This window comes from Fulvimarina uroteuthidis (assembly GCF_034321785.1).
GTDB classification, from domain to species: domain Bacteria; phylum Pseudomonadota; class Alphaproteobacteria; order Rhizobiales; family Rhizobiaceae; genus Fulvimarina; species Fulvimarina uroteuthidis.
In genome coordinates, this window is the sequence record NZ_JAXLPB010000002.1 from 664,049 (window position 1) to 685,518 (window position 21,470).

20 protein-coding genes are annotated in these 21,470 nt (G+C 66.6%); 6 read left to right on the forward strand and 14 right to left on the reverse strand.

Annotation, left to right across the window (positions count from 1 at the left end; all coding sequences use genetic code 11):
* Nucleotides 1-158: 158 nt before the first annotated feature.
* The 4 genes from U0C82_RS07930 to U0C82_RS07945 form a co-directional block, all read right to left on the reverse strand.
* Complete coding sequence (locus tag U0C82_RS07930) at nucleotides 159-1,784, reverse strand: alkaline phosphatase (protein WP_322186536.1); 1,626 nt, start codon at nucleotides 1,782-1,784, stop codon at nucleotides 159-161.
* Nucleotides 1,785-1,914: 130 nt separating this feature from the next.
* The gene (locus U0C82_RS07935; RefSeq protein ID WP_322186537.1) at nucleotides 1,915-2,238 is read right to left on the reverse strand and encodes a hypothetical protein; all 324 of its coding nucleotides are present in this window, start codon (nucleotides 2,236-2,238) and stop codon (nucleotides 1,915-1,917) included.
* A 115-nt stretch (nucleotides 2,239-2,353) separates the two neighbouring features.
* A complete protein-coding gene (acs, locus tag U0C82_RS07940) occupies nucleotides 2,354-4,309 on the reverse strand; it encodes an acetate--CoA ligase (RefSeq protein ID WP_322186538.1) in 1,956 nt (651 codons plus the stop codon).
* A gap of 326 nt (nucleotides 4,310-4,635) precedes the next feature.
* Nucleotides 4,636-5,034 carry a DUF1761 domain-containing protein gene (locus tag U0C82_RS07945; protein ID WP_322186539.1) on the reverse strand — a complete coding sequence of 133 codons (399 nt, stop codon included), beginning with the start codon at nucleotides 5,032-5,034 and terminating at the stop codon, nucleotides 4,636-4,638.
* Nucleotides 5,035-5,115: 81 nt separating this feature from the next.
* Between U0C82_RS07945 and U0C82_RS07950 the strand changes: the two genes are divergently transcribed.
* Nucleotides 5,116-6,363 carry a winged helix-turn-helix domain-containing protein gene (locus tag U0C82_RS07950; RefSeq protein ID WP_322186540.1) on the forward strand — a complete coding sequence of 416 codons (1,248 nt, stop codon included), beginning with the start codon at nucleotides 5,116-5,118 and terminating at the stop codon, nucleotides 6,361-6,363.
* A 40-nt stretch (nucleotides 6,364-6,403) separates the two neighbouring features.
* On the opposite strand, the gene holA is transcribed toward U0C82_RS07950, so the two are convergent.
* Genes holA through leuS form a run of 3 tightly spaced genes read right to left on the reverse strand, consistent with a single transcriptional unit; the run spans nucleotide 6,404 to nucleotide 10,629 of the window.
* Nucleotides 6,404-7,441, reverse strand: a complete 1,038-nt coding sequence (gene holA, locus U0C82_RS07955) for a DNA polymerase III subunit delta (RefSeq protein ID WP_322186541.1) — start codon at nucleotides 7,439-7,441, stop codon at nucleotides 6,404-6,406.
* A gap of 43 nt (nucleotides 7,442-7,484) precedes the next feature.
* Nucleotides 7,485-8,027, reverse strand: coding sequence for a hypothetical protein (locus U0C82_RS07960; RefSeq protein ID WP_322186542.1), 543 nt, complete (start codon nucleotides 8,025-8,027; stop codon nucleotides 7,485-7,487).
* Nucleotides 8,014-10,629: a leucine--tRNA ligase gene (leuS, locus tag U0C82_RS07965; protein WP_322186543.1), complete on the reverse strand. Its 2,616-nt coding sequence runs from the start codon at nucleotides 10,627-10,629 to the stop codon at nucleotides 8,014-8,016. The genes U0C82_RS07960 and leuS overlap by 14 nt, the downstream gene beginning before the upstream one ends.
* A gap of 412 nt (nucleotides 10,630-11,041) precedes the next feature.
* Here leuS and U0C82_RS07970 point away from each other — a divergent pair, with 412 nt between their 5' ends.
* Nucleotides 11,042-11,716 carry a YggS family pyridoxal phosphate-dependent enzyme gene (locus tag U0C82_RS07970; protein WP_322186544.1) on the forward strand — a complete coding sequence of 225 codons (675 nt, stop codon included), beginning with the start codon at nucleotides 11,042-11,044 and terminating at the stop codon, nucleotides 11,714-11,716.
* A 75-nt stretch (nucleotides 11,717-11,791) separates the two neighbouring features.
* Here U0C82_RS07970 and U0C82_RS07975 read toward each other — a convergent pair whose 3' ends face one another.
* Both U0C82_RS07975 and U0C82_RS07980 read right to left on the reverse strand, forming a co-directional pair.
* A complete protein-coding gene (locus U0C82_RS07975) occupies nucleotides 11,792-12,526 on the reverse strand; it encodes a M48 family metallopeptidase (RefSeq protein ID WP_322186545.1) in 735 nt (244 codons plus the stop codon).
* Between the two features lie 257 nt (nucleotides 12,527-12,783).
* The gene (locus U0C82_RS07980) at nucleotides 12,784-13,239 is read right to left on the reverse strand and encodes a DUF2852 domain-containing protein (protein WP_322186546.1); all 456 of its coding nucleotides are present in this window, start codon (nucleotides 13,237-13,239) and stop codon (nucleotides 12,784-12,786) included.
* Nucleotides 13,240-13,569: 330 nt separating this feature from the next.
* Between U0C82_RS07980 and U0C82_RS07985 the strand changes: the two genes are divergently transcribed.
* Complete coding sequence (locus tag U0C82_RS07985) at nucleotides 13,570-14,010, forward strand: YqaA family protein (RefSeq protein ID WP_322186547.1); 441 nt, start codon at nucleotides 13,570-13,572, stop codon at nucleotides 14,008-14,010.
* Between the two features lie 118 nt (nucleotides 14,011-14,128).
* Here the strand turns inward: U0C82_RS07985 and U0C82_RS07990 are convergent, their stop codons facing one another.
* Nucleotides 14,129-15,700 (reverse strand): SLC13 family permease, encoded by a 1,572-nt coding sequence (locus U0C82_RS07990; RefSeq protein WP_322186548.1) that lies wholly within the window; start codon nucleotides 15,698-15,700, stop codon nucleotides 14,129-14,131.
* Nucleotides 15,701-15,957: 257 nt separating this feature from the next.
* On the opposite strand from U0C82_RS07990, the gene U0C82_RS07995 reads away from it, so the two are divergent.
* The 3 genes from U0C82_RS07995 to U0C82_RS08005 all read left to right on the forward strand — a co-directional run bounded on the left by U0C82_RS07995 (nucleotide 15,958) and on the right by U0C82_RS08005 (nucleotide 18,357).
* Nucleotides 15,958-17,232: a glycerophosphodiester phosphodiesterase family protein gene (locus tag U0C82_RS07995; protein WP_416186635.1), complete on the forward strand. Its 1,275-nt coding sequence runs from the start codon at nucleotides 15,958-15,960 to the stop codon at nucleotides 17,230-17,232.
* A 103-nt stretch (nucleotides 17,233-17,335) separates the two neighbouring features.
* A complete protein-coding gene (locus tag U0C82_RS08000) occupies nucleotides 17,336-17,542 on the forward strand; it encodes a hypothetical protein (protein ID WP_322186549.1) in 207 nt (68 codons plus the stop codon).
* A 434-nt stretch (nucleotides 17,543-17,976) separates the two neighbouring features.
* Nucleotides 17,977-18,357 carry a hypothetical protein gene (locus U0C82_RS08005; RefSeq protein ID WP_322186550.1) on the forward strand — a complete coding sequence of 127 codons (381 nt, stop codon included), beginning with the start codon at nucleotides 17,977-17,979 and terminating at the stop codon, nucleotides 18,355-18,357.
* Nucleotides 18,358-18,672: 315 nt separating this feature from the next.
* Here U0C82_RS08005 and U0C82_RS08010 read toward each other — a convergent pair whose 3' ends face one another.
* From U0C82_RS08010 to U0C82_RS08025, 4 genes are read right to left on the reverse strand one after another with little or no spacing between them, the layout of a single operon-like run.
* Complete coding sequence (locus U0C82_RS08010) at nucleotides 18,673-19,086, reverse strand: metallopeptidase family protein (protein WP_322186876.1); 414 nt, start codon at nucleotides 19,084-19,086, stop codon at nucleotides 18,673-18,675.
* Between the two features lie 19 nt (nucleotides 19,087-19,105).
* A complete protein-coding gene (locus U0C82_RS08015; protein ID WP_322186551.1) occupies nucleotides 19,106-20,401 on the reverse strand; it encodes a c-type cytochrome in 1,296 nt (431 codons plus the stop codon).
* Nucleotides 20,401-21,042 carry a cytochrome c oxidase assembly protein gene (locus tag U0C82_RS08020; RefSeq protein WP_322186552.1) on the reverse strand — a complete coding sequence of 214 codons (642 nt, stop codon included), beginning with the start codon at nucleotides 21,040-21,042 and terminating at the stop codon, nucleotides 20,401-20,403. The genes U0C82_RS08015 and U0C82_RS08020 overlap by 1 nt, the downstream gene beginning before the upstream one ends.
* Nucleotides 21,043-21,083: 41 nt before the next feature.
* Nucleotides 21,084-21,467 (reverse strand): hypothetical protein, encoded by a 384-nt coding sequence (locus U0C82_RS08025; protein WP_322186553.1) that lies wholly within the window; start codon nucleotides 21,465-21,467, stop codon nucleotides 21,084-21,086.
* Nucleotides 21,468-21,470 lie beyond the last annotated feature (3 nt).

The window sequence follows — 21,470 nt, forward strand, 5'->3', positions numbered from 1 at the left end:
TTCGGCCCGGGCCGGCGCCGGGCGCGCACCTCGCAACGCCCGTCACGCGAACTTTGCGAACCTTGCGAAGCGGGCCCGGCCGCAAAACCGGCATCGAGACCCGGCATGCGAAACGGGAGGCCCGTCGCCGCGCCTCCCGACCTCGCCCATGACGATGCCTATTGCGCGGCGTCGGCCGCTTCCAGGGCCGCGTGGTTCATTACGTGGAAAATGTAGTTCTGCTCGATGACGCCGTCGAAGAGGTGGGCCCATGGGCCCTTGGCGAACACCATGACGTCTTCGCCCGAATGGGTTTCCGACGAAAGCGGGATCAGCGCCTGCTGGATATAGTCCATGTCGGTCGCCTCTTCCTCGGTCACGTCGGGACGCGAGCCGGAGAAATTCTCCGTTTCCGGAGCGGCATCGCCGGTGACCGATGCTTCGACGGCGTCGGCGGTCTGGTCCGTCGGCGGAACGGTCTCGGCCGTCTCCATCGGGGTGAGGACCGAGCCCGGGCCGTTGAGATAGCCGATGACCGTGTAGGGCTTGCCGTCGTCGGCCAGGAGCGGCGTGTCGCTGTGCTTGATTCCGTTCGGATCGACATCGTGGCAAAGGCCGAGGATCGGGTTGCCGCGTCCGCAATATCCGTTGAAGGAAATGGCATGCTCATGGTCGGCGGTGACGATGATGAGCGTGTCCTCGTCATCGGTCGCCGCATCGACCGCGGCGACCGCACGGGCGAATTCCTGGCCATCGGTGAGGGTGCGGTAGGCGTTGCCGTCATGGTTGGCGTGGTCGACACGGCCCGACTCGATCTCGAGATAAAAGCCCTGATCGTTGTTCTTCAGATAGTCGAGGGCCGCGAGCGAAATGTCGGTGAGCGAAGGCTCGCTGTCCGGACGATCGACCTCGTAGCTCATGTGGCTCGATCCGAAGAGGCCGAGCACCGGCTTGTCGCCGGACATGTCGGCAGCTTTCAGGGTCTCGGCATTGTAGGCGTAGCTTGCGCCGGCGCTGGTCGCCTCTTCCACGAGGTTCTTGCCGTCTTCGCGCTTGCCCGCGTAGGCGCCTTCGGTGTCGGCCCCTTCGGAGAAGAACATGCCGCCGCCGCCGCCGAGGGCGATGTCGACGACGCCCGCCTTCATCTGCTCGACAAGCTGGGTCGCGATGTCCGTGCAGCCTTCGGGGGCCGAGGCTTCCCAGTCGCGGCTGGCGGTCTTGGCGTAGACACCGGCCGGCGTTGCGTGGGTGATGCGGGCGGTGGAGACCACGCCCACCGACTTGCCGGCTTCGGTCGCCATTTCGGCAAATGTTGTGAGCTTGTTGCCCTCCTCCGAAGCGCATTGGTCGTGGCGACCGTCTTCGGACAGGTTGATCGTGTTGAAGCGCTGCTTGATGCCGGTGTTCATCGCGCCGGCGGTGGGCGCCGAGTCGGGGGTCTGGGCGTTGATATTGTAGGTCTTGACGAGAGCCGTGTTCGGGAAAGCCTCGTAAGGAAGCACGTTTTCCTCGCCGAGCATGCCCTTGGACTGGCCGTCGAAGACGCGGACGGCGAAATTGGTGCCGACGCCGTTGCCGTCGGACACGAAGAGGATGACGTTCTTGGCACGGTTGGTGTTCGGCTGGCGGGCCAGCATCTCCTGGATGCGCACCTGGGCGTCCGTGTACCAGACCGAGTTCGCCTGGGGCAGGGTGGCGGTGGACGCGTCCGCCGGCGAGGCCGCGGCGTTCGAGCCCGCGTCCTGGGCGAGGGCGGTTCCAGTCAACAGCGACGCTGTGAGCGTAAGGGTGAGCAAGTGTCTCATGATCGGCCGATCCCGTTGAACCCGAGGCAATCCAAGTTGCCCGTGCACGTTGCGTAGCGGCTTTTCATGACAGGGACGCAACAGGCGATCCCATTTCGAACGGTATCCCGAACGCGCGATCGCGCGGCTGTCAGGCCGGCGCGTCGCGTGCCGCCCACCAGCGCGCATAGGAGGAATTCCACGGCGCCTTGCGGGTTTCGTCGGGCGCGCCGTCCTCCCACCAGACGGGGCCGCGTTCGCCGAGACGGCGTTTGGCCGCATCGACGGCGCCGCGGGCCGCGCGGGTTTCCACCTCGGAGCGTGCCTGTCGCACCGCGCGGCGTGCGGCCATCAGATCGTCGACGGCGGCCTGCCGGATGTCCTCGGGCAACCGCGGATCGCTGCAGCGCCAGAGCCGGTCCTTGGCGACGAAATATCGGCCGTCGGGCGTTACGGGATAGGCTGGGCCGGGCATCCATGTCCTCGCTGCCGGTGGAAAGACCGAGACGACGCCCTATCGCGGACGAGGAGACGGGCCCGAAGGCCCGTCCCGCCACGCGTTCCGATGGCGGATCGCGACACCAGCCGGCTTAGCTGGAGGCTGCGCCGCCCTTGTTCTGGCGGTTCTCGATCAGGTCGTCGACGACCGTCGGGTCGGCGAGGGTGGAGGTGTCGCCGAGTTCGTCGAGCTTGTCCTCCGCGATCTTGCGCAAAACGCGGCGCATGATCTTGCCCGAACGGGTCTTCGGCATGTCGGGCGCGAACTGGATGGCGTCGGGCTTGGCGATCGGGCCGATTTCCGAGCGCACATGGCTGACGAGTTCGTCGCGCAGCGCGTCGCTGGGCTCGGTGCCCTCCATCAGGGTCACGTAGCAATAGATGCCCTGGCCCTTGACGTCGTGCGAGAAGCCGACGACGGCCGCCTCCGAAACCGCCTTGTGGGCGACGAGGGCGCTTTCCACTTCCGCCGTGCCCATGCGGTGGCCGGACACGTTGATCACGTCGTCGACGCGGCCGGTGATCCAGATATAGCCGTCCTCGTCGCGGCGGGCGCCGTCCTCGGTGAAGTAATAGCCCTTGTACTGCTGGAAATAGGTGTTCGCGAAGCGCTGGTGATCGCGGTAGACCGTGCGCATCTGGCTCGGCCAGGAATCGGCGATCGCGATGACGCCCTCAACGCCATTGCCTTCGAGAACCTCGCCCGACTGCGGATCGAGGATGACCGGCCGGATGCCGAAGAAGGGCTTCGTCGCCGAGCCGGGCTTGAGGTCCGTCGCGCCCGGCAGCGCGGTGATCATGATGCCGCCGGTCTCGGTCTGCCAATAGGTGTCGACGATCGGGACGCGGCCCTGGCCGACCTCGTTGTAGTACCAGTTCCAGGCTTCCGGATTGATCGGTTCGCCGACCGTGCCGAGCACCTTGAGGGCCGACATGTCGTGGTCCTCGACGAACTTGCGGCCCTTGCCCATGAGGGCGCGGATCGCCGTCGGAGCGGTGTAGAACTGGGTGACCTTGTGCTCCTCGCACACCTTCCAGCAGCGCGAGGCGTCCGGATAGGTGGGCGTCGATTCGAAGACGAGGGTCGTCGCGCCGTTGGCGAGCGGGCCGTAGACGATGTAGCTGTGGCCGGTGATCCAGCCGACGTCGGCGGTGCACCAGTAGATGTCGCCATCATGGTAGTCGAAGACGTATTCGTGGGTCATCGAGGTGTAGACGATGTAGCCGCCCGAGGTGTGGACGACGCCCTTCGGCTTGCCGGTGGAGCCGGACGTGTAGAGGACGAAGAGCGGGTCCTCGGCGTTCATCGTCTCGCACGGGCAATCGTTGGAGACGTTCGCCTCCATCTCGTGCAGCCAGAAATCCCGGCCCTCGGTGATCGGGGTCTCGTCGCCGGTGCGCTTGACCACGAGGCACTTCACGTCGCCGGTGATGCCGTCGAAGGCCTTGTCGGCGTTCTTCTTGAGCGGCGTCGCCCGGCCGCCGCGCGGGGCGTGGTCGGCGGTGATGACGAGCTTGGCGTCGGAATCGTTCACCCGGTCCCGCAGCGCCTGGGGCGAGAAGCCGGCAAACACCACCGAATGGATCGCGCCGATGCGGGCGCAGGCCAGCATGGCATAGGCGGCCTGCGGGATCATCGGAAGGTAGATGACGACGCGGTCGCCCTTCTTGACGCCGAGTTCCTTCAGGACGTTGGCGAACTTGCAGACATGCTCGTGCAGCTGCTTGTAGGAAATGTGCTGGGCGTTGCCCGGCTCGTCCGCTTCCCACAAAATGGCGGTCTGGTCGCCGCGATCCTTCAGATGGCGATCGACGCAATTGTAGCAGACATTGAGTTCGCCATCCTCGAACCATCGGATCGAAACGTCGGGATAGGTGAAATCCGTCGACTTGATCCTGGTCGGCTCCTTGATCCAGTCGATGCGCCTGGCATGTTCCTTCCAGAAGCCCTCCGGATCGTCCATCGACCGCTTGTACCACTCCTCATAGGTCGCCGCGTCGATCTTGGCGCGGCTCTTCCATTCGTCCTGAACTTTGATCATCGTCATGCGTGTCTCCTCCCGGATCTGTCTTCTTTGCCCGCCCGCCTTCGCGGTCGCAACCCTTCCCGCGCGCGCCCCAGTGAGGCGATCGGGTCGCACCCGGTCGCGGCGCGACGGGTCTTGCCCGCATCTTTCACGTCCAGATAAAGCCCCCAGACGTTCTGACAATCCGTCGGCTGCCGCAAGCACCTGCATGCGGTGTTTTCGTTCCGGGCCGACCGAACGGTCCGCGAACGCCCTGCGGGACGCCGCCCGCTTGTTCGTCCGATCGTGCGCTCCCCGTCGATCCGGTGCCGCCCTCGCGCAGAACCGGATCACGCGCTACACAGGTCTCACGATCCGAAAAAACCGATAATGACGCTCATGATCAGGAACACGCCGAACCAGTGGCCGGCATTGATCATGGTCAGGGTGCGGGAGCGGGCTTCGTAGGAATGATCGACGACGATGGTGGCGAGCACGAAGCCGGCCCAGACGAGGATGCCGGTGACGAAGGTCTCGGAAATGCCGACGGGCCCGATGTGCGCCGTCAGCCCGGCCAGCATGCCCGCAATGACGATGTAGGCGATGAAGACGACGGTCAGCGGCCAGAGTTTCAAGGCCGGCTTTCCGGCATATCCCGCCGCGGTCATCCACGGCTTTTCCAGCATCTTGTGCCAGAGAAATCCGAAGAGGAAGGCGGCAACCGCCGCGACGACGACGCCGAGCGGATCGAAATTGGTGTAGCCCATGAATGACTGGTCCTTGTCCTGCGGTGCCGCACCTCGGCGATCCGGCATCGTCCGCGACGCCACGATCGACACGAGATCGGCTTGGCTGGGGAACGCCCGGGCGATGCCTTCGGTTCAATCGAGCGGCTCCCGATGACGGTTCCGGTGCTTTGCAACGAAGCGGCGCGGCGCGTCTTCATGGCGCGGCATCTCCTGACCGGTTCGCCGAAAGGGGGCGAGCGGCCGGACACGCTGGCGCGGCGGGTCGAGGATCTCGGTTTCGTTCAGCTCGACAGCATCCGCACGGTCGAACGGGCCCAGCACATGATCCTGCGCGTGCGCCATCCGGCCTATCGTCCGGCGGCTCTGAAGACGTTGATGGAGCGCGATCGTGCCGTGTTCGAGCACTGGACGCACGACGCGTCCGTCATCCCGATGGCGTTCCTGCCCTATTGGCGCTTCAGGTTCGCACGCGACGAAGCGCGATTGCGCGCGACGTTCCGTCGGTGGCAGGGCCCGCATTTCGAGGACAAGCTCGACGAAACGCTTCGTCACATCGCATCCGAGGGCCCGGTCGGCACGCGCGATGTCGGCGGAGGCGAAGCGCGCGCCGGCGGCGGATGGTGGAACTGGCATCCCTCCAAGACCGCGCTGGAATTCCTGTGGCGCACGGGCCGACTGGCCGTGACGCGGCGGGACAATTTCAACAAGATCTACGATCTTTCCGAACGGGTCTATCCGGACGGCCCCATGGCGGGACAGGCGGAGACGATCGACTGGTCCTGCAACGCCGCGCTCGACCGCCTGGGTTTTGCGACGGCCGGCGAGCTTTCGGCCTTCTGGCGCATCGCGACGCCGCAAGAGGCCGGAAGCTGGGCCGAGAGCGAACGGGCCGCGGGACGGATCGAACATCTGGACGTGGCGGGCCACGACGGCAGGCTGCGCCGCCATTTCGCACGCCCCGGTCTTGACGCGACGATCCCCGCCATGGCGAACAATCCGACGCGGGTGCGCATCCTGTCCCCGTTCGATCCGATGCTGCGCGACCGCAAGCGTGCCGAGCGCCTGTTCGGTTTTTCCTATCGCATCGAGATCTTCGTGCCGGAACCGCAACGCATCTACGGCTACTACGTCTTTCCGGTCCTCGAGGGGGACCGGATCATCGGGCGTCTCGACGCAAGGGCCGCCCGGTCCGCATCGCGCCTGATCGTGCGGGCCTTCTGGCCGGAAGCGGGCGTTCGGATGGGCCGGGGCCGCATCGAGAGGCTGACCACCGAGATCGAGCGCCTCGCCCGCTTCGCGCAGTGCACCCTGACCGACTACGAGACCGGCTGGCTGCGCACGGCCTGAAGGCTGCGTCGCGTCGTGGTCCCTGGGCCGGAGAAGGGCATCACCGTCGGCGGTGCAGGGCCGCTTCCACGGCGATCGACAGCATCATCTGGCGCGTGATCGTGAGCGCCATCTGGTTTTCCTTGCGGCTCTTCAGAATATCGGCCTCGATCCGCCGTCCGGTGCGCGACAGGGCCTCCAGCGGCCAGGCGCCCAGCGCGGTCTCCAGTGCCGGCTTGCGCTTGAAATGCGGCCGGCGCCGCTCGATGACCCGGGCGACCGGCTCGCCGTTGCGCTCGACCGATTCCCGCATGGCCTGAAGCTGCTGGATGGTGCGCAGCAGGGTCTGCTGAAGCTGGTAGACGGGCGTTCCGGCGTCGGTCAGGCGCTCGATGAGGGCGGGCAGCTTCTTGACCGCACCGCTGATCGCCGCATCGATCGCCTCCTCCACCGCATCGGCCGAAACGTCGCCGACAATGACCGCGACGTCGGCGGCGGTGATCTTGTCGGTGCCGTAGGCGTAGACGCAGAGCTTTTCGACTTCGCCGCGCGAGGCGAGGCGGTTGGCGCCGAGGCGGCTCTTGAGTTCGTCGCGCCCCTCCCTGTCGATCTGCAGCCCGCTTCGGTTCAGCTCCTCGTCGATCATCCGGTCGAGGGCTCGCGCCTCGTCCTGATAGCAGGGCAGGGCCAAAGCGTACTTCGCCCGCTCGACACCGAGGCGCAGGCCCGAATTCTTCTTCAGCTCGCCTGCCTCTATGATGAGGATCGCGCCCTCGAGCTTCCTGGCCGACAGGTCGACGACGGCTTCGCCCAGCGCCTTGCCATTGCCTGCGCCACGGATCCGGATCAGGCGCTTGCCGCCGAACATGGACACCGTCAGCGCCTCGTCGTAGAGGCGGCCGATGTCCTTTTCCAGATCATCGGCGGCGAGCGTCACGCTCGCGAACGGATCGCTCGCATCGACGCCCGACTGCTTCGCGATCGTGTGGGCGCGCTCGGAGACGAGGCCGGGGTCGGGCCCGTAGAGAAGGATGACCGGATAGGAGAAATCCGGCCGCGACAGAAAGGCATCGACCTCCCCCGCCTTCTTCTGGGCCATCAGTCCGTGTCCCGGATCTTCCGGTCGCGGAGGCCGGGAAGCCTCAAGCCCCCGCGCCCTGCAGCGCCGTCGCGATGGCGATTTCGAGCTGGGCGGCCGCTTCCGCGCCGGCCTGCTTGCGGGCGGCCATCAGCGCACGCTGCGACAGGAACAGTTGCTGCGTGCGATCGAACGGCGTGATGATCTCGCGGCTGCCGCTGTCGATGACCGCATTGTCCGAAAGGCGCACGAGGCTGTAACGGGTTCTCAGGACGTAGACCGAGGCGCTGGCGATGCCGCCCTCCTCGATCGAGATTCCGCGCTCCTGCCCGGCGACCTCGAGCCGCACCTCGTAGAGCGGGTTTTCGACCCGGGCTCCGGCGTTCAGACGCGTCAGGAGGCCGTTGCGCACGATCTGGTCGGTCCGCGTGATCGGCTCGGTGACGGCGATCCGTCCCCTGAGGCTGGCCAGACGCTCCATCGAGACCTCGTCCGAGGCCGCGGGATCGGCGTAGAGGGGCCGGGCGGTGCAGGCGGACAAGGCGGCGAGACCGAGAACGAGGCCGGTCGCGAGCCCTGCGCGCTTCAGACGATCAGACGACCACATTGACGATTCTCCCGGGCACCACGACCAGGCGCTTGGGCTGGCCACCATTCAACGCATCCCGCACGACCTGGCTGTCGAGCGCGGCTTGTTCGATGTCAGCTTTGCTGGCGTCCGCCGGGACGGTCAAGTCGCCGCGCTTCTTTCCGTTGATTTGGAGCGGGAGTGTGACGCTGTCGTCGCGCAGGAGCGCCTCGTCGATCTGCGGCCAGCTTCGAGCGGCGACGAAATCCTCGTTTCCGAGGACCGTCCAGCATTCCTGCGCCAGATGCGGCATCATCGGGGCGATGAGCTTGACCAGGAATTCGAGAGCTTCGGCAGCGGCCGCCTTCGTCTCGTCGTCGCTGCGGGCAAGGTCCCCCAAGGCGCCGGCGAGCGTGTTGACGAGCTCATGAACGCGCGCGACGGCCTTGTTGAAGCCGAGCCGCTCGATATCGGCGGTGACGCCGCTGGCCGTGCGGTGCGCGGCCTTGCGGATGGCGAGAGCGGTCTCGCCGGTCACCGATGCGGGGCGCGCGGCGTCGCCGAGATGGGGCGCGGCATCGCCGACAAGACGCCACAGGCGCTGGACGAAGCGGAAGGCGCCCTCGGCGCCCGCCTCGGTCCAGATCACGTCGCGGTCCGGCGGCGAGTCCGACAGCATGAACCAGCGGGCGGTATCGGCGCCATAGGAGCCGATGATGTCCTCGGGATCGACGACGTTCCGTTTCGACTTCGACATCTTCTCGATGCCGCCGATCTCGATCGGCGCGCCGGTCGAAACGCGTGTGGCCTGACGCTGGCCGTCCACCTCCTTGAAGGCGACATCGCTCGGCGGCACCCAGTCGCGGCCGTCCTTATAGGTTTCGTGCACGACCATGCCCTGCGTGAACAGGCCCCTGAACGGCTCGACCAGATCGAGATGGCCGGTCGCCTTCATGGCGCGCACGAAGAAGCGGGAGTAGAGAAGATGCAGGATCGCATGCTCGACGCCGCCGATATACTGGTCGACGGGAAGCCAGGCGTCGGCGATGGCGGGAACCGTCGGCGTCTCGGCGCGGGGGCTGGTGAAGCGCGCGAAATACCAGGACGAATCGACGAAGGTGTCCATCGTGTCGGTTTCGCGCCGCGCCCCGCCGCCACACCGGGGGCATGTCGCCTGCCGCCAGGTGGGATGGCGATCCAGCGGATTGCCGGGCTTGTCGAACTCCACATCGTCGGGGAGCCTGACGGGAAGATTCTCGCGCGCTTCCGGCACGACGCCGCATGTCTCGCAATGCAGGACCGGGATCGGGCAGCCCCAGTAGCGCTGGCGCGAGACGCCCCAGTCGCGCAGGCGGAAATTGACCTTGCGCACGGCCTGGGGCGCGCCGTCGAGCATCGTCTCGCCCAGTCGGGTCGCGACGGCCTCGAAGCCTTCCTGTGGGCTCATCCCGTCGAGAAAGCGCGAATTGAACAGGACGCCGTCGCCGCCATAAGCCTCGGCATAGATGGTGAAGACGGTGGGATCCTCCCGGCTCGGCAAAACGACGGGGGTGACCGGCAACTCGTATTTGCGGGCGAAATCGAGATCGCGCTGGTCGTGCGCCGGGCAGCCGAAGATGGCGCCCGTGCCGTAATCCATCAGCACGAAGTTGGCGACATAGACCGGCAGCGTCCAGGCGGGATCGAAGGGATGGACCGCCTCGACGCCGGTGCGGTAGCCGTTCTTCTCCGCCGTCTCCAAGGCTTCGGCACTGGTGCCCGCGCGCCGGCATTCGGCGATGAAGTCGGCGAGCGCCGGATCGTTCCGGGCAAGGCTCGCGGCCAGCGGATGGTCGGCGGCGACCGCGAGGAACGAGGCGCCGAACAGGGTATCGGGCCGGGTGGTGAAGACGGTCAGCTCGTCGTGGCCGGCGGGCGCGGTGCCGCCGGCCAGCTGCCAGCGGACCATCAGCCCTTCCGACTTGCCGATCCAGTTCTTCTGCATCAGCCGGACCTTGTCCGGCCAGTTCGGCAGGTGATCCAGCGCCTCGAGGAGATCGTCGGCATATTCGGTGATCTTGAAGAACCACTGGACGAGCTCCCGCTGCTCGACGAGCGCGCCCGAACGCCAGCCCCGTCCGTCCTCGACCTGCTCGTTGGCGAGCACGGTCATGTCGACCGGGTCCCAGTTCACCTTCGACTTCTTGCGATAGGCAAGGCCGGCATCCAGGAAGTCGAGGAACAGCATCTGCTGGCGATGGTAATATTCGACGTCGCAGGTCGCGAACTCGCGCGACCAGTCCAGCGACAGGCCCATGGATTTCAGCTGCGCGCGCATCGAGGCGATGTTCTCGTACGTCCACTTGGCCGGATGGACCCGGTTCTGCATGGCCGCATTTTCCGCCGGCATGCCGAACGCGTCCCAGCCCATCGGGTGGAGAACGTTGAAGCCCCGGGCCCGCTTGTAGCGCGCCACGACGTCGCCCATGGCGTAGTTGCGCACATGGCCCATATGGATGCGGCCCGAGGGATAGGGAAACATTTCGAGGACGTAGTAGGTCTCGCCCGGCGCGTCGGATCTTGCCTCGTAGAGCTTGGCCTCGTCCCAGGCTTTTTGCCAGCGAGGTTCGACTGCGCGGGGATTGTAGCGTTCGGTGGTCATGATGTCGGTGTGCTTTGTCGCTGGGGAAGCGCCTGAAAATCGGCGAAAATCATCGCCCGCCGTTCAACACCGGTTCGGTGGGAGCGTCAACCGAGGACTGGTTCGACGATCTCGGCGCCGGCACCGGGGAGGACGTGCGGATCGCGCGATATGGTTGCGTCTCGCGCGGGCTGCCCTTACGAAGCGGCCGGAAGGAGCCGGATGTCGAGACGGACGCCACCGATCCGGTCGAGCGCTGCCTCGGGTTCGCACGTGCGAGGCGGTTGGTCTTCTGTCCCGATCGCCCGACCCGGCCCCGGCGCCGATTTTCCGATCGCCGCGCGCGTTTCATCGCAGTCGACTTGCTCAGGATGCGTGCACCGGATAGGCCGACGGACACGACCCCCTCGCCAACCGCGCACAGAGATCCATCATGCCCATCGCCGACCAATATCATGCCGTGGCCGACGCCATCGCACGCGTGACGCAGGATGCGGGGCGTGCGCCGGGAAGCGCGGTGCTGGTCGCGGTTTCCAAGACCCATGGCGAAGACGCGATCCTGCCGGTCCTGGAAGCCGGGCAGCGCATATTCGGCGAGAACAAGGTGCAGGAATCGCAAGCCAAGTGGCCGGCCCTGCGCGAGCGCTTCCCCGACATCGAATTGCGGCTGATCGGCCCGCTGCAATCCAACAAGGCCGGCGACGCCGTGGCGCTGTTCGACGTCATCGAGACCGTCGACCGCGAGAAGATCGCCCGCGAGATCGCCAAGGAAATCGCCGGGCAGGACCGCACGCCGCGGCTCTTCGTCCAGGTGAACACCGGCGAGGAAGACCAGAAGGCCGGCATCATGCCGAAGGAGGCGGTGGCGTTCGTCGAGCGCTGCCGCACCGAGCACGGGCTGGCGATCGAGGGCCTGATGTGCATTCCGCCGGTGGACGAAAATCCCGGACCGCACTTCGCGCTGCTGGCCAAGCTTGCGGACGAGGCCGGCGTCGAGAAGCTCTCGATGGGCATGAGCGGCGATTACGAGACGGCCATCCGGTTCGGAGCCACCAGCGTGCGCGTCGGCTCGGCGATCTTCGGCGCGCGCGAATACGCAAAGGCCTGAGGACGGGCGTGCAAGGACGGGTGTGCAAGGGCGGGCCGACATGGGGCGTCCGGCCGTTCGGCCGGACATGTCGCATCAGAACCTGATCCGGTGGAGCGAGGCGCCGTTGGCTTTCAACCAGGCCCGTCCCTCGTCCATGTCGGGACAAAGGCTTCGGCAGACGGCCCAGAAGGCCGGCGAATGGTTCATCTCGACGAAATGCGCCACTTCGTGGGCGGCGAGATAATCGAGCACCCGGGGCGGCGCCATGACGATGCGCCACGAGAAGGACAGGCGCCGGTCCATGGTGCAGGAACCCCAGCGGCTGACCGTGTCCTTGAGGGTCAAGGCTTTTGGCTGGAGACCGACGGTTTCGGCGTGGCGGGCGACGGCGGCCGTGAGATCGGTGCGGGCTTCCTTCTTCAGATAATCGGCGACGCGGCGGGGAAAATGTTCCGGCAATCCGCCGATGGAAAGTTCGCCCGCCTCGGCGTCGAGCCTCGGGACGCGCCGACCTCCGAGACAGGAAAGACGCACCCTTTCGCCGCGCACGGGGATGATCGCGCCATTCTCGATGAGGAGCGGCGTGCGCCGGCCGCCGGCCCGTTCCGCGATCCAGCCGCGATGACGATCGACGAAGTCGGTCAGCGTCTTTCCGGAGGTTCGCGGCGGCACGGTGACGACGGCGCCGCCATCGGGCGCGATGCGCAGGATCAGCCGCTTGGCGCGGGCGTTCTCGCGAAAGGTCAACGGAACCTGATGTTCGCCCGCCTCGACGAACGTCGGTAGAACCGGATTGGGTTCGCGTCTGTAGAGGCTGCGAAGTTTCATCGGCATGGCGGACTTGGTGAGAGCGATTCGAACCGGACGGCGGATCGTACCATGGCTGCAAGTCCGCACTCAAACGGGTCGTTGCTTGGCGAAAGGCCGTGCCGGCATGGACCGCGCCGTACCATGAAAAAGGCGGCATCCGGGGATGCCGCCTCGAGGATTTTCAGGGCGAAGGGACCATCGCGTCGATGATCCCACCAAACCTTGCGTCAGGCCGGCCCAATGTCGGTCCGGCCCGGCGTCAGTCCGAACCGCTGTCAGGCCGGGTGGCCGTCGACGATCGGACCATCGTTGCGTGCATCGTTGCGGGTCTTCTCGCGGGCTTGACGGTCCTTCATGAACCGGTCGAACTCTTCCTGATCCTTCGCACGGCGCAGTTCGCGTGCATGGGCCTCGAACTCGGCCGCGGCTTCGTTGAGCTTGCGGCGCTCGTCGTCGAGACGCTTGAGTTCCGCGTCGCGCCAGTCGTCGAAGGCGACATTGCCGGTGTTCGAGGCACCGAAGGCGGTGCCGCCGAAGCCCGAGCGCTTGAGGCCGCCGAAGAGGCGATCCGTCGAGGTGTTGACGTCACGCTTGAAAGCATCGAGGCGTTCGCCCCAGAGAATATAAGCCAGCACGGCGAGGCCGAGCGGCCAGAAGACGAAGAAACCACCCACCATGAGGGCAATGGTGGCCGGCGTCCAGGCCGGACGAATGAGGGCACGTGAAGACATCGAGATCCCGTTCCTTCCTATAAGGCGTGCGATGTCAAGCATCGCAAGCTGAATCATTATGTTAGACTGTATTTCCTCTCTGATGTGGTGGGTCTCCTTGCCGCCTTCAATCGTCGCGACAGAAAAAATGAGAGGCCGGGTGTCGATTTCTCGACGCGGCGGGCCGTCCCGTCTGGCGTTTCCCGAACGGCCGTGCTGATGAAGGCCGCCGGTCCCGGTTCGCCGACCGCCCGCGCTGCGGATCGGCCGGGTTCGAACGATCCGCGGCAAGGGCGCCGGGGCGTTTCCGATGGGGTGCCGAGGGCCGATGGTCGTGGGGGAGCGAGATCGATGACGGACTTCGCCCTGTTGACAGGCCTTTTCTGGAGCGCGTTCCTGGCGGCCACGGTGCTGCCGGGCGCGTCCGAACTGGTGCTGATCGCGGCGCTGACCGAAGGCGAAGTCGACCCGGTCGCGGCCGTGCTCGTGGCGGGCCTCGCCAACACGCTCGGCTCCGTCGTCAACTGGGCCATGGGACGGTATTTTTCGGCCTATGCGGATCGCAGATGGTTTCCGGTGCCCAGACCGGCGCTCGCCAAGGCGGAGGCCATGTTCAAGCGCTACGGCGTGTGGACCCTGCTCCTGGCCTGGTGGCCGTTCGGCGGCGACGCCCTGACGCTGGCGGCCGGCTTCCTGCGGGTTCCGATTCTCACCTTCACGCTTCTCGTCGGCGCCGGAAAATTTGCCCGTTACGCCGTCGTCGCAGCCACGACGCTCGGTCTGTCGGGATGATGCGCGGTTCGGGCCCGGCGCCGCGACGACCTGCGCAAAGGCGGGGTCCAGGCATGTCGAACGCCGCCGAACGGGCCTCGCGCCGGATCCGCCCGAAGCCTCGGTGGCGGACGGCGGCCTATTGCGCGCCGGCGTCTGCCCCGGTCGCCCAGGCGGGCATTTCCCCGACCGTGACGCCGAACAGGGTCGTCAGGACGAGGTAACCGACCGTCGAGATGACGAGGAGGGCCGCCACATTGTGCCAGGCGCCATAGCGGACCATCTGCGGGATCGAGACGTGCCCCGAGGAAAAGACGAGGGCGTTCGGCGGGGTGGCGACCGGCATCATGAAGGCCATGGATGCCGAGAGCGCGGCCGGTACGGCGAGCATCAGCGGGTTCTCGCCGATATTCATGGAAAGCGCTGCCAGAAGCGGAAGGAAGGTTGCCGCTGTCGCCGTGTTGGAGGTGAACTCGGTCAGGAGCAGCATGATGGTCGCGACGACCATGACGAGAAGGATGAGGGTGAGCGAGCCGGCAAAGCCGCCGATGCCCGCGCCGATCCATTCGTCGAGCCCCGTTCCCGAAACGGCGGAGGCGAGGCTGAGGCCGCCGCCGAAGAGAATGAGAATGCCCCAGGGAAGGCGCGAGGCGGTCTTCCAGTCGAGCAGCGCGATGCGCGTGCCGTCCGCATCGCGCCCGATCGCGGCGGGAACGGCGAAGAGAATGAGCGAGGCGCCGATGGCGATGCCCGCATCGTCGAGCCCGGGAATGAAGGTCTGGAGCCAGGAGCGCAGGATCCAGAGGACGGCGGCGCCGGCGAAGACGGAGCCGACCACGATCTCCGCCCGCGACATGCGGCCAAGGCCCTTCAACTCGCGGTGGATCATGTCGTGCGCACCCTCGATCTCGTCCTTCGGCAGGCGCAACGCGACGCGGGTGAGGAGCAGCCAGGAGATGGCGAGCATGAGAACGGCGACCGGCACGCCGATCAACATCCAGCGGCCGAAGCCGAGATCGTAGCCATAGGTCTGGCTAAGGGTTCCGGCGAGAAGCGCGTTGGGCGGCGTGCCGATGAGGGTCGCGACGCCGCCGATCGAGGCGGAATAGGCCACGCCCAAGAGCAGCGCGATGGCGAACCTGCGGCTGTCCTCGCCCTCTCCGGCCCCGCCCGACACGAGCCCCACGACCGAGAGTGCGATGGGCAGCATCATGACGGTGGTCGCGGTGTTGGACACCCACATGGAGAGGAACGCGGTCGCCAGCATGAAGCCGCCGACGATGTGGTGGCGGCGCGAGCCGGTGCGCGCGACGATGTTGAGGGCGATGCGGCGATGAAGGTTCCAGCGTTCCATGGCGCCCGCGAGCATGAAGCCGCCCATGAAGAGGAAGATCGTCGGATCGGCATAAGGGGCGGCGGCATCGTCCATGGAGATGGCGCCGGTCAGGGGGAACAGGACGAGCGGCAGCAGCGCGGTCGCGGGCACCGGCACCGCCTCGGTGATCCACCATACGATCATCAGGCTGGCCACGGCGACGACCCGCCATGCCTCGATCGCCAGACCCTCGGGCGCCGGCAACAGGAGAAGGACGACGAAGACGGCAAGCCCGATGAGCATCGGCAGGAGCTTCAGGGAACCGCCGGCCGGAGCTGCCGCGGTTTTCCGGGCGTCGCCCGGGTTTGCACGCTTCGAGCTGTTTCCAAGACCCATCGAGCCCTCGCATCCGTTGATCGTCCATCGACCGGCTGGACATTGGCATTTGCGGCGCGGCGGCAAGTCCTTTCGCGCGATCGCGGACCCGAAAAAGGTGGCAGGTTCCAATGTCTTCGCTGGGATCTTCGCCAGCCGGCGAGGCGTGTCGCGCGCCTGTCGCAAACATCGGCTAGGGCCTTTGGTGACGGCGACGCGCCGGTTCCGGTGCGGGACGTGCGTCGAGCTGGCTGGATCGCGACCCCCGGAGGCATTGCATGCGAAAGACCCTTCTCATCGCCATGGTCCTGTCGACCTGCCTGGTCGGCCAGGTTTCCGAGGCCCAGGAGCCGACGGCTCCCGCCGCCGCGCCGTCCATGGATAAGGCGGAGATCGGCGTGCGCCCGGCCTATCTCGTCGACCAGCTTGAGGACGGCGACCTGAAGTCGAGGCTTTCGGCCTGCCTCGGCCAGCCGATGGCGGCGAGCGACTGGTCGATCGGCCATCGCGGCGCGCCCCTGCAGTTTCCCGAGCACAGCCGCGAATCCTATACGGCCGCTGCCCGCCAGGGCGCCGGCATCATCGAATGCGACGTCGCCTTCACGCAGGATCGCGAACTCGTCTGCCGCCATGCCCAGTGCGACCTGCACACCACGACCGATATCCTGACCCGGCCCGATCTCAGCGCCAAGTGCTCGGTGCCGTTCTCGCCGGCCGGCGAGGGCCGCGAAGCGGAGGCCAAATGCTGCACCTCGGACATCACGCTTGCAGAATTCAAGACGCTGAACGCCAAGATGGACGGCTTCGACCCGGCGGCGTCCACACCGGAAGAATACCAGGGTGGCATCGCGAACTGGCGCACGACCCTCTATGCGCCTGGCACGGTGATGAGCCATGCCGAATCGATCGCGCTCGTCAAATCCTTCGGTCGAAAATTCACCCCTGAACTGAAGGCGCCGGAAGTGCCGATGCCGTTCGAAGGCGAATACAGCCAGGACGATTACGGCCGGGCCTTGATCAAGGCCTATCTCGATGCCGGCGTGCCCCCGGGCGACGTGTATCCCCAGTCCTTCAATCTCGACGACGTGCGCTTCTGGATCCGGGAGTTCCCCGAGTTCGGCGCGCAGGCCGTCTATCTCGATGGCCGCGACGAGACGCAGGAGGGCTTCGATCCGATGAAGCCCGAAAGCTTCGAGCCCTCGATGCAGGCCCTTGCCGACGAGGGCGTGAAGATCATCGCGCCGCCGCTCTGGATGCTGGTGACGGAGCGGGACGGCGAGATCGTGCCCTCGCCCTATGCGGAAGCGGCGAAGGCGGCCGGACTCGACATGATCGCCTGGTCTCTCGAACGCTCCGGCCCGCTCGCGGAGGGCGGCGGCTGGTACTACCAGTCGATCAACGATGTCGTCTCGTCGGACGGCGATATGCTGAACCTTCTCGACGTGCTGGCCAACGATATCGGCGTGCGTGGCGTGTTCTCGGACTGGCCTGCGACGACGACCTTCTTCGCCAATTGTCTCAAGGGCGAGAGCACGGATTCGGCGGCGAACTGACCCCGGTCGTTCACCGCAAATTAACTTTCGATGACAGTGGAACGGCCGTTTCAACAGACCGTTTCACTGTCATACTCCTTCATCCGGCACGGTGGGAAACGCGATGACTTTCTCTTTTCTTCGCAATCGCAATATGGCTCGCGCGCTGAACGGCGGTCAGGAGACAGGTGACGCGCCGGTGGCGCTGGTGATTCCGGCCGAAACCGAAGCCTTGCGCAGCCGCCCCTACACCAATGTGAGCGATGAGGTCGCCCTCTACCGCGTCGCCTCGGCGGCCGGGTGTGCGACAGCCATGGCGTCCTGCGACTGACGCATCGACGGGGCGGCGCGTTCCGGCCGCTACCAGCGGCGCAAGAACGCGTCACCCCTGCCGGTTCATCATGGGCTCGGGCAAGGCGGATCTTCGTTTCGGAAGGTCCGCCCTTTTTCGTGGATACAACGGCTGATTCAATCCGCACCGATGGTTGACGCCTGCTGGCTGTCCCGGTCCTGACGCTCCCACGCAGGGTCCGAAGCGTCGTCACCGGGTTCGCGCCCGTCCCTCCACCCGTCCGTCGGGCCACGTTCGACTGCCGGCTGGCGCATCGGGCGTCTGATCCGATGCACGATGCGCCGGCCGTCTTTCTGGCTTCACGCAACAGGCGGTCCGAAAATCAATTCCGATTTTCGAGGCAATGCTCTAACGTCATGATTCCAGACGATTTCGTGCGTGGCACGAGAGACCGGACAAACCGAGACCCGTTCATGATTTTGTCAACGAGACGCATCGTGCTGACGCTTCCGCTCCTGTTGGGCGCAGCTTTTCTTTCCGGTTGCTCGGGCGGCGGCGGATACGCTCCTCCGGGCGTCTATGCACTGGGACCGGACGGTGCCGGGCCTGTCTACGACCGCGGCCGCGACTATCGCGGCTGGCCGGACGACGACCGGTATGGGAGAGGCGGGCCGGTCTACGGCCGGGGCGGACCGGTATACGACAGGGGCGGGCGCGGCGATTATTATGGCGGTCCCGGTCCGTCCTACGACCGGGGCGATCGTCGCGGGGCCGCCTACGTCCGCTGCCCGGGCGGCGCGCAATTCATCGCCGGGCGATGCCGCAGCGCCGATCCGTACGGAAATTTCAGGTGATCTTTCGCCAACGCGTCGACGCTTCCCGCATGATTGCGCGCCGTCCGGCGTGCGGGACGGCGACGACGCGATGCCGCGGGCTCGGGACCCGGACGTGTCGACGTGAAGACGGGGAGCCGCCGGGCACCTGACCTGCAACAGCCGGCCCGCCGGCTCGCGAGGCGGCGCCGGTCGGTTTTCGGGGCGCCGGTCGTCGCAAGGACCGTGGTGGCTTCCGCATCCCTTCGGGTCGGCGCTCGGCGCGGCTCGAACGTCGGGTGACGAAGCTGCGTGCGGAAGGACAGCCGAGAACCGCCTCCCGCACCGTGCGCGAAGTCAGGCGTTGGCTTCGATCGTCTCCATGTCGTCGTCGGAGAGGCCGAAATGATGACCGATTTCGTGGATCACCACATGGCGGACGATGTCGCCGAGACGCTCTTCGTGCTCGGCCCAGTAATCGATGATCGGCCGGCGATAGATAAGGATCCGATTCGGCATTTCGCCGGTCACCGGTTCGGCCATTTCGCCGATTCCACGGCCCTCGAACAGGCCGAGAATGTCGAAGGGGCTGTGCAGATCCATTTCCTTGACGACGTCGTCGTCCGGAAAATCGGCGACGAGAAACCTTATGTCGCCACACAGGGCGCGGAATTCGGCCGGCAGGCCGCGATAGGCCTCAATCGCCATCGCCTCGAAATCGTCGAGGCTCGGCGCAAGCGCCCGGACCCAGTTCTCGTCGTCGGTCGCCATCGGCTCGTCCATGTCCCGTTCATTCCCCGACCGGACGGCTCGCATACCAGGCGGCGACCGCGTCGATCTGCTCAGCGGTAAGGTTCACCGCGATCTCGTCCATCAAATGGGCGAATTTCGTACCGCTGCGCTCGCCATGCTTCCACAGTTCCAGATGGGTCTTCGTATACCAGGCCGGCTGACCGCCGAGATACGGAAAATAGGCGTTCTTCCTGCGCCCCTCCGCCCCGTGGCAACTGTCGCAGGCCGGCAGCTTGCGGGCGGCGATGCCCTTTTCGGCGATGAGCTGGCCGAGCTGGAGCATGCCCCGGCTCCCCTCGGTCGGCAGGCCCCCGGCGGCGAGTTCGATGTCGTAGGCCTGTGCGGAGCGGTTGGCGGCCGGGAAGATCTGCGGCGGGATGCCGTCCCCCGAGGGCAGGGGAGAGGCGGGCGCGATGGGCCCTTCGATGGCGGAGGGCGTTTCGGGCGCGATCGCCCCGGCGGGCTGGGCGGCGTACCAGCCGGCGAGCGCGCGCAGGACGTCCACCGAATAGCGCGAGGCGGGCGGCTGCATGTAGCCCGAATGACGATAGCCGTCCTTGAAGGCCATCAAGGTGGCGAAGAGATAGGGTTCGGGCTGGCCGGCGATCACCGGGAAGGCGCCCGCGCTCTCGCCTTCCCCACGCCCGAGGCCGTCCCGGGCATGGCAGCGGGCACAATCGGCAAGGGCGTCTTCCACGACGCCGTCGAGGCCGGCGGTCTGTTCGGTGCCCGCCTCGAATTCGACGCGCGCGCGCGTGCCGCCGAGGGCAAGCCTCGCATAGGTTTCGGCGCTCATGCCCGGAAGGACGCGCAGGAAGGCGACGACGGACCAGACCTCGTCGTCGCGGTCCTGGGCCGGCCAGGCGGGCATGCCGGAATATTTGATGCCGTGAAGCCCGATCCAGTAGAGCTCGCGGTCCTTCCACTCGCCCACCTTGCCTTCCAGGCGGGGCGGATGGGGCGTCATCGACAGGACGACCGGCGACTGGGCAACGCCCGGAGCACCGTGACAGGGGGCGCAGCCGGTGGCGAAATGACCGCTCGCCCGCTGGACGAGGGCGGGGTCGGACAGATCCACGTCCTCGGGCACCTCGGTGCCGAGGGACTGGCGAGCGACGGCGTTCTGCATGGTCCAGTGGAGGAACCAGCCGACCGGCTTGAAATGGTCCGACGAGGCGGCGATCGACACCATGCCGGAGAACGAGACAGCGAGGGCGAGGACGACGATGCCGAGACCGGCGGCGGCAATCTTCTTCCAGGTGAGGACGAAATCGAGGGCGATCCGTTTTTTCATCAGGCCGGCCTTGCTGAGGTGTCGTTGAGGATCGAGGCGAGGCAGGCAAGGCCGCCGACGAGATAGGCGGAGCCGCCGACGATGAGCATGATGACACCGCCGGCCTGCTGGTCGGCAAGCGGCGTCATGGTCGCGAGCGGGCTGCAGATCTCGGCGCAGGCGTAGAGCGTGCGAGGGCTCATCAGAAGGAGCGCCCCAAGCAGCGTCATGTGCATGGAGGTGACGAGGAGAGCGACGACCCCGGCCGCCCGGGACCTGAGCTGCGTCGCCCCGGCCGCGCCGAGTGCCGAGAGCCAGACGATGAGGCCGGCAAGGAGAAAGGATGTCTGTTCAACGGCAAACACGAACGCGTCGGTGCGGGCGAGATCGTGCGGGGCGGGTGCGTGCCAGCCCCAGACGATCGCAAATTCGGCGAAGGAGGCGACGATCGCGACGCCGGCCGGAATCCGGTTCGTCGCGGCCGGAAAGGCGCGCGCGAGACCGACCGCAAGGAGCGGCGCGGCAAGCGCGACCACGGCCATGTGCATGATCATGTGCGCTGCGAACGAGCTTGCGGCGCGCACGGCGAGCGGCCCGACCCAGACGGCGACGAGAATGAGCGCGCCCGCGACGAGCGGCCAGAGCCGGCTGGTCCGGTTCATTCCCGCCAGTCCTCCATCCGATGCGAGGCGCGCGCCGGCCATCAGCGGCAGTCCACGTTGAAGAAGGCCGGAAGCGCGACGAAGACGACCGCGATGAAGGAGAGACCGGCCAGCAGGACGGTGGAAAATTCGAGGAACCGCTCGCGCGACAGGTCGGTGGCCTCGTCGTTGACGGTGCCGCCGCCGTGACCGCGCCACTCGCCCAGGGAGCGCAGGAAGATCAGGCCGATGAGGACGAGTGCGACGATCGTGAGGCCGAAGATCATCCAGCGCGCGGCGGTGATGGTCTGGAAGATGTCGACGTTCGGGGCGCAATCGACCGAGGCGACGACGTAGGATGCCAGGAAATGCAGCGCCCAGATCGTCGGTGCGGCGATGAGGGTCCAGATCGTATCGGCGGTCTGGCCCTTGTGGCGAAAGATCATGTC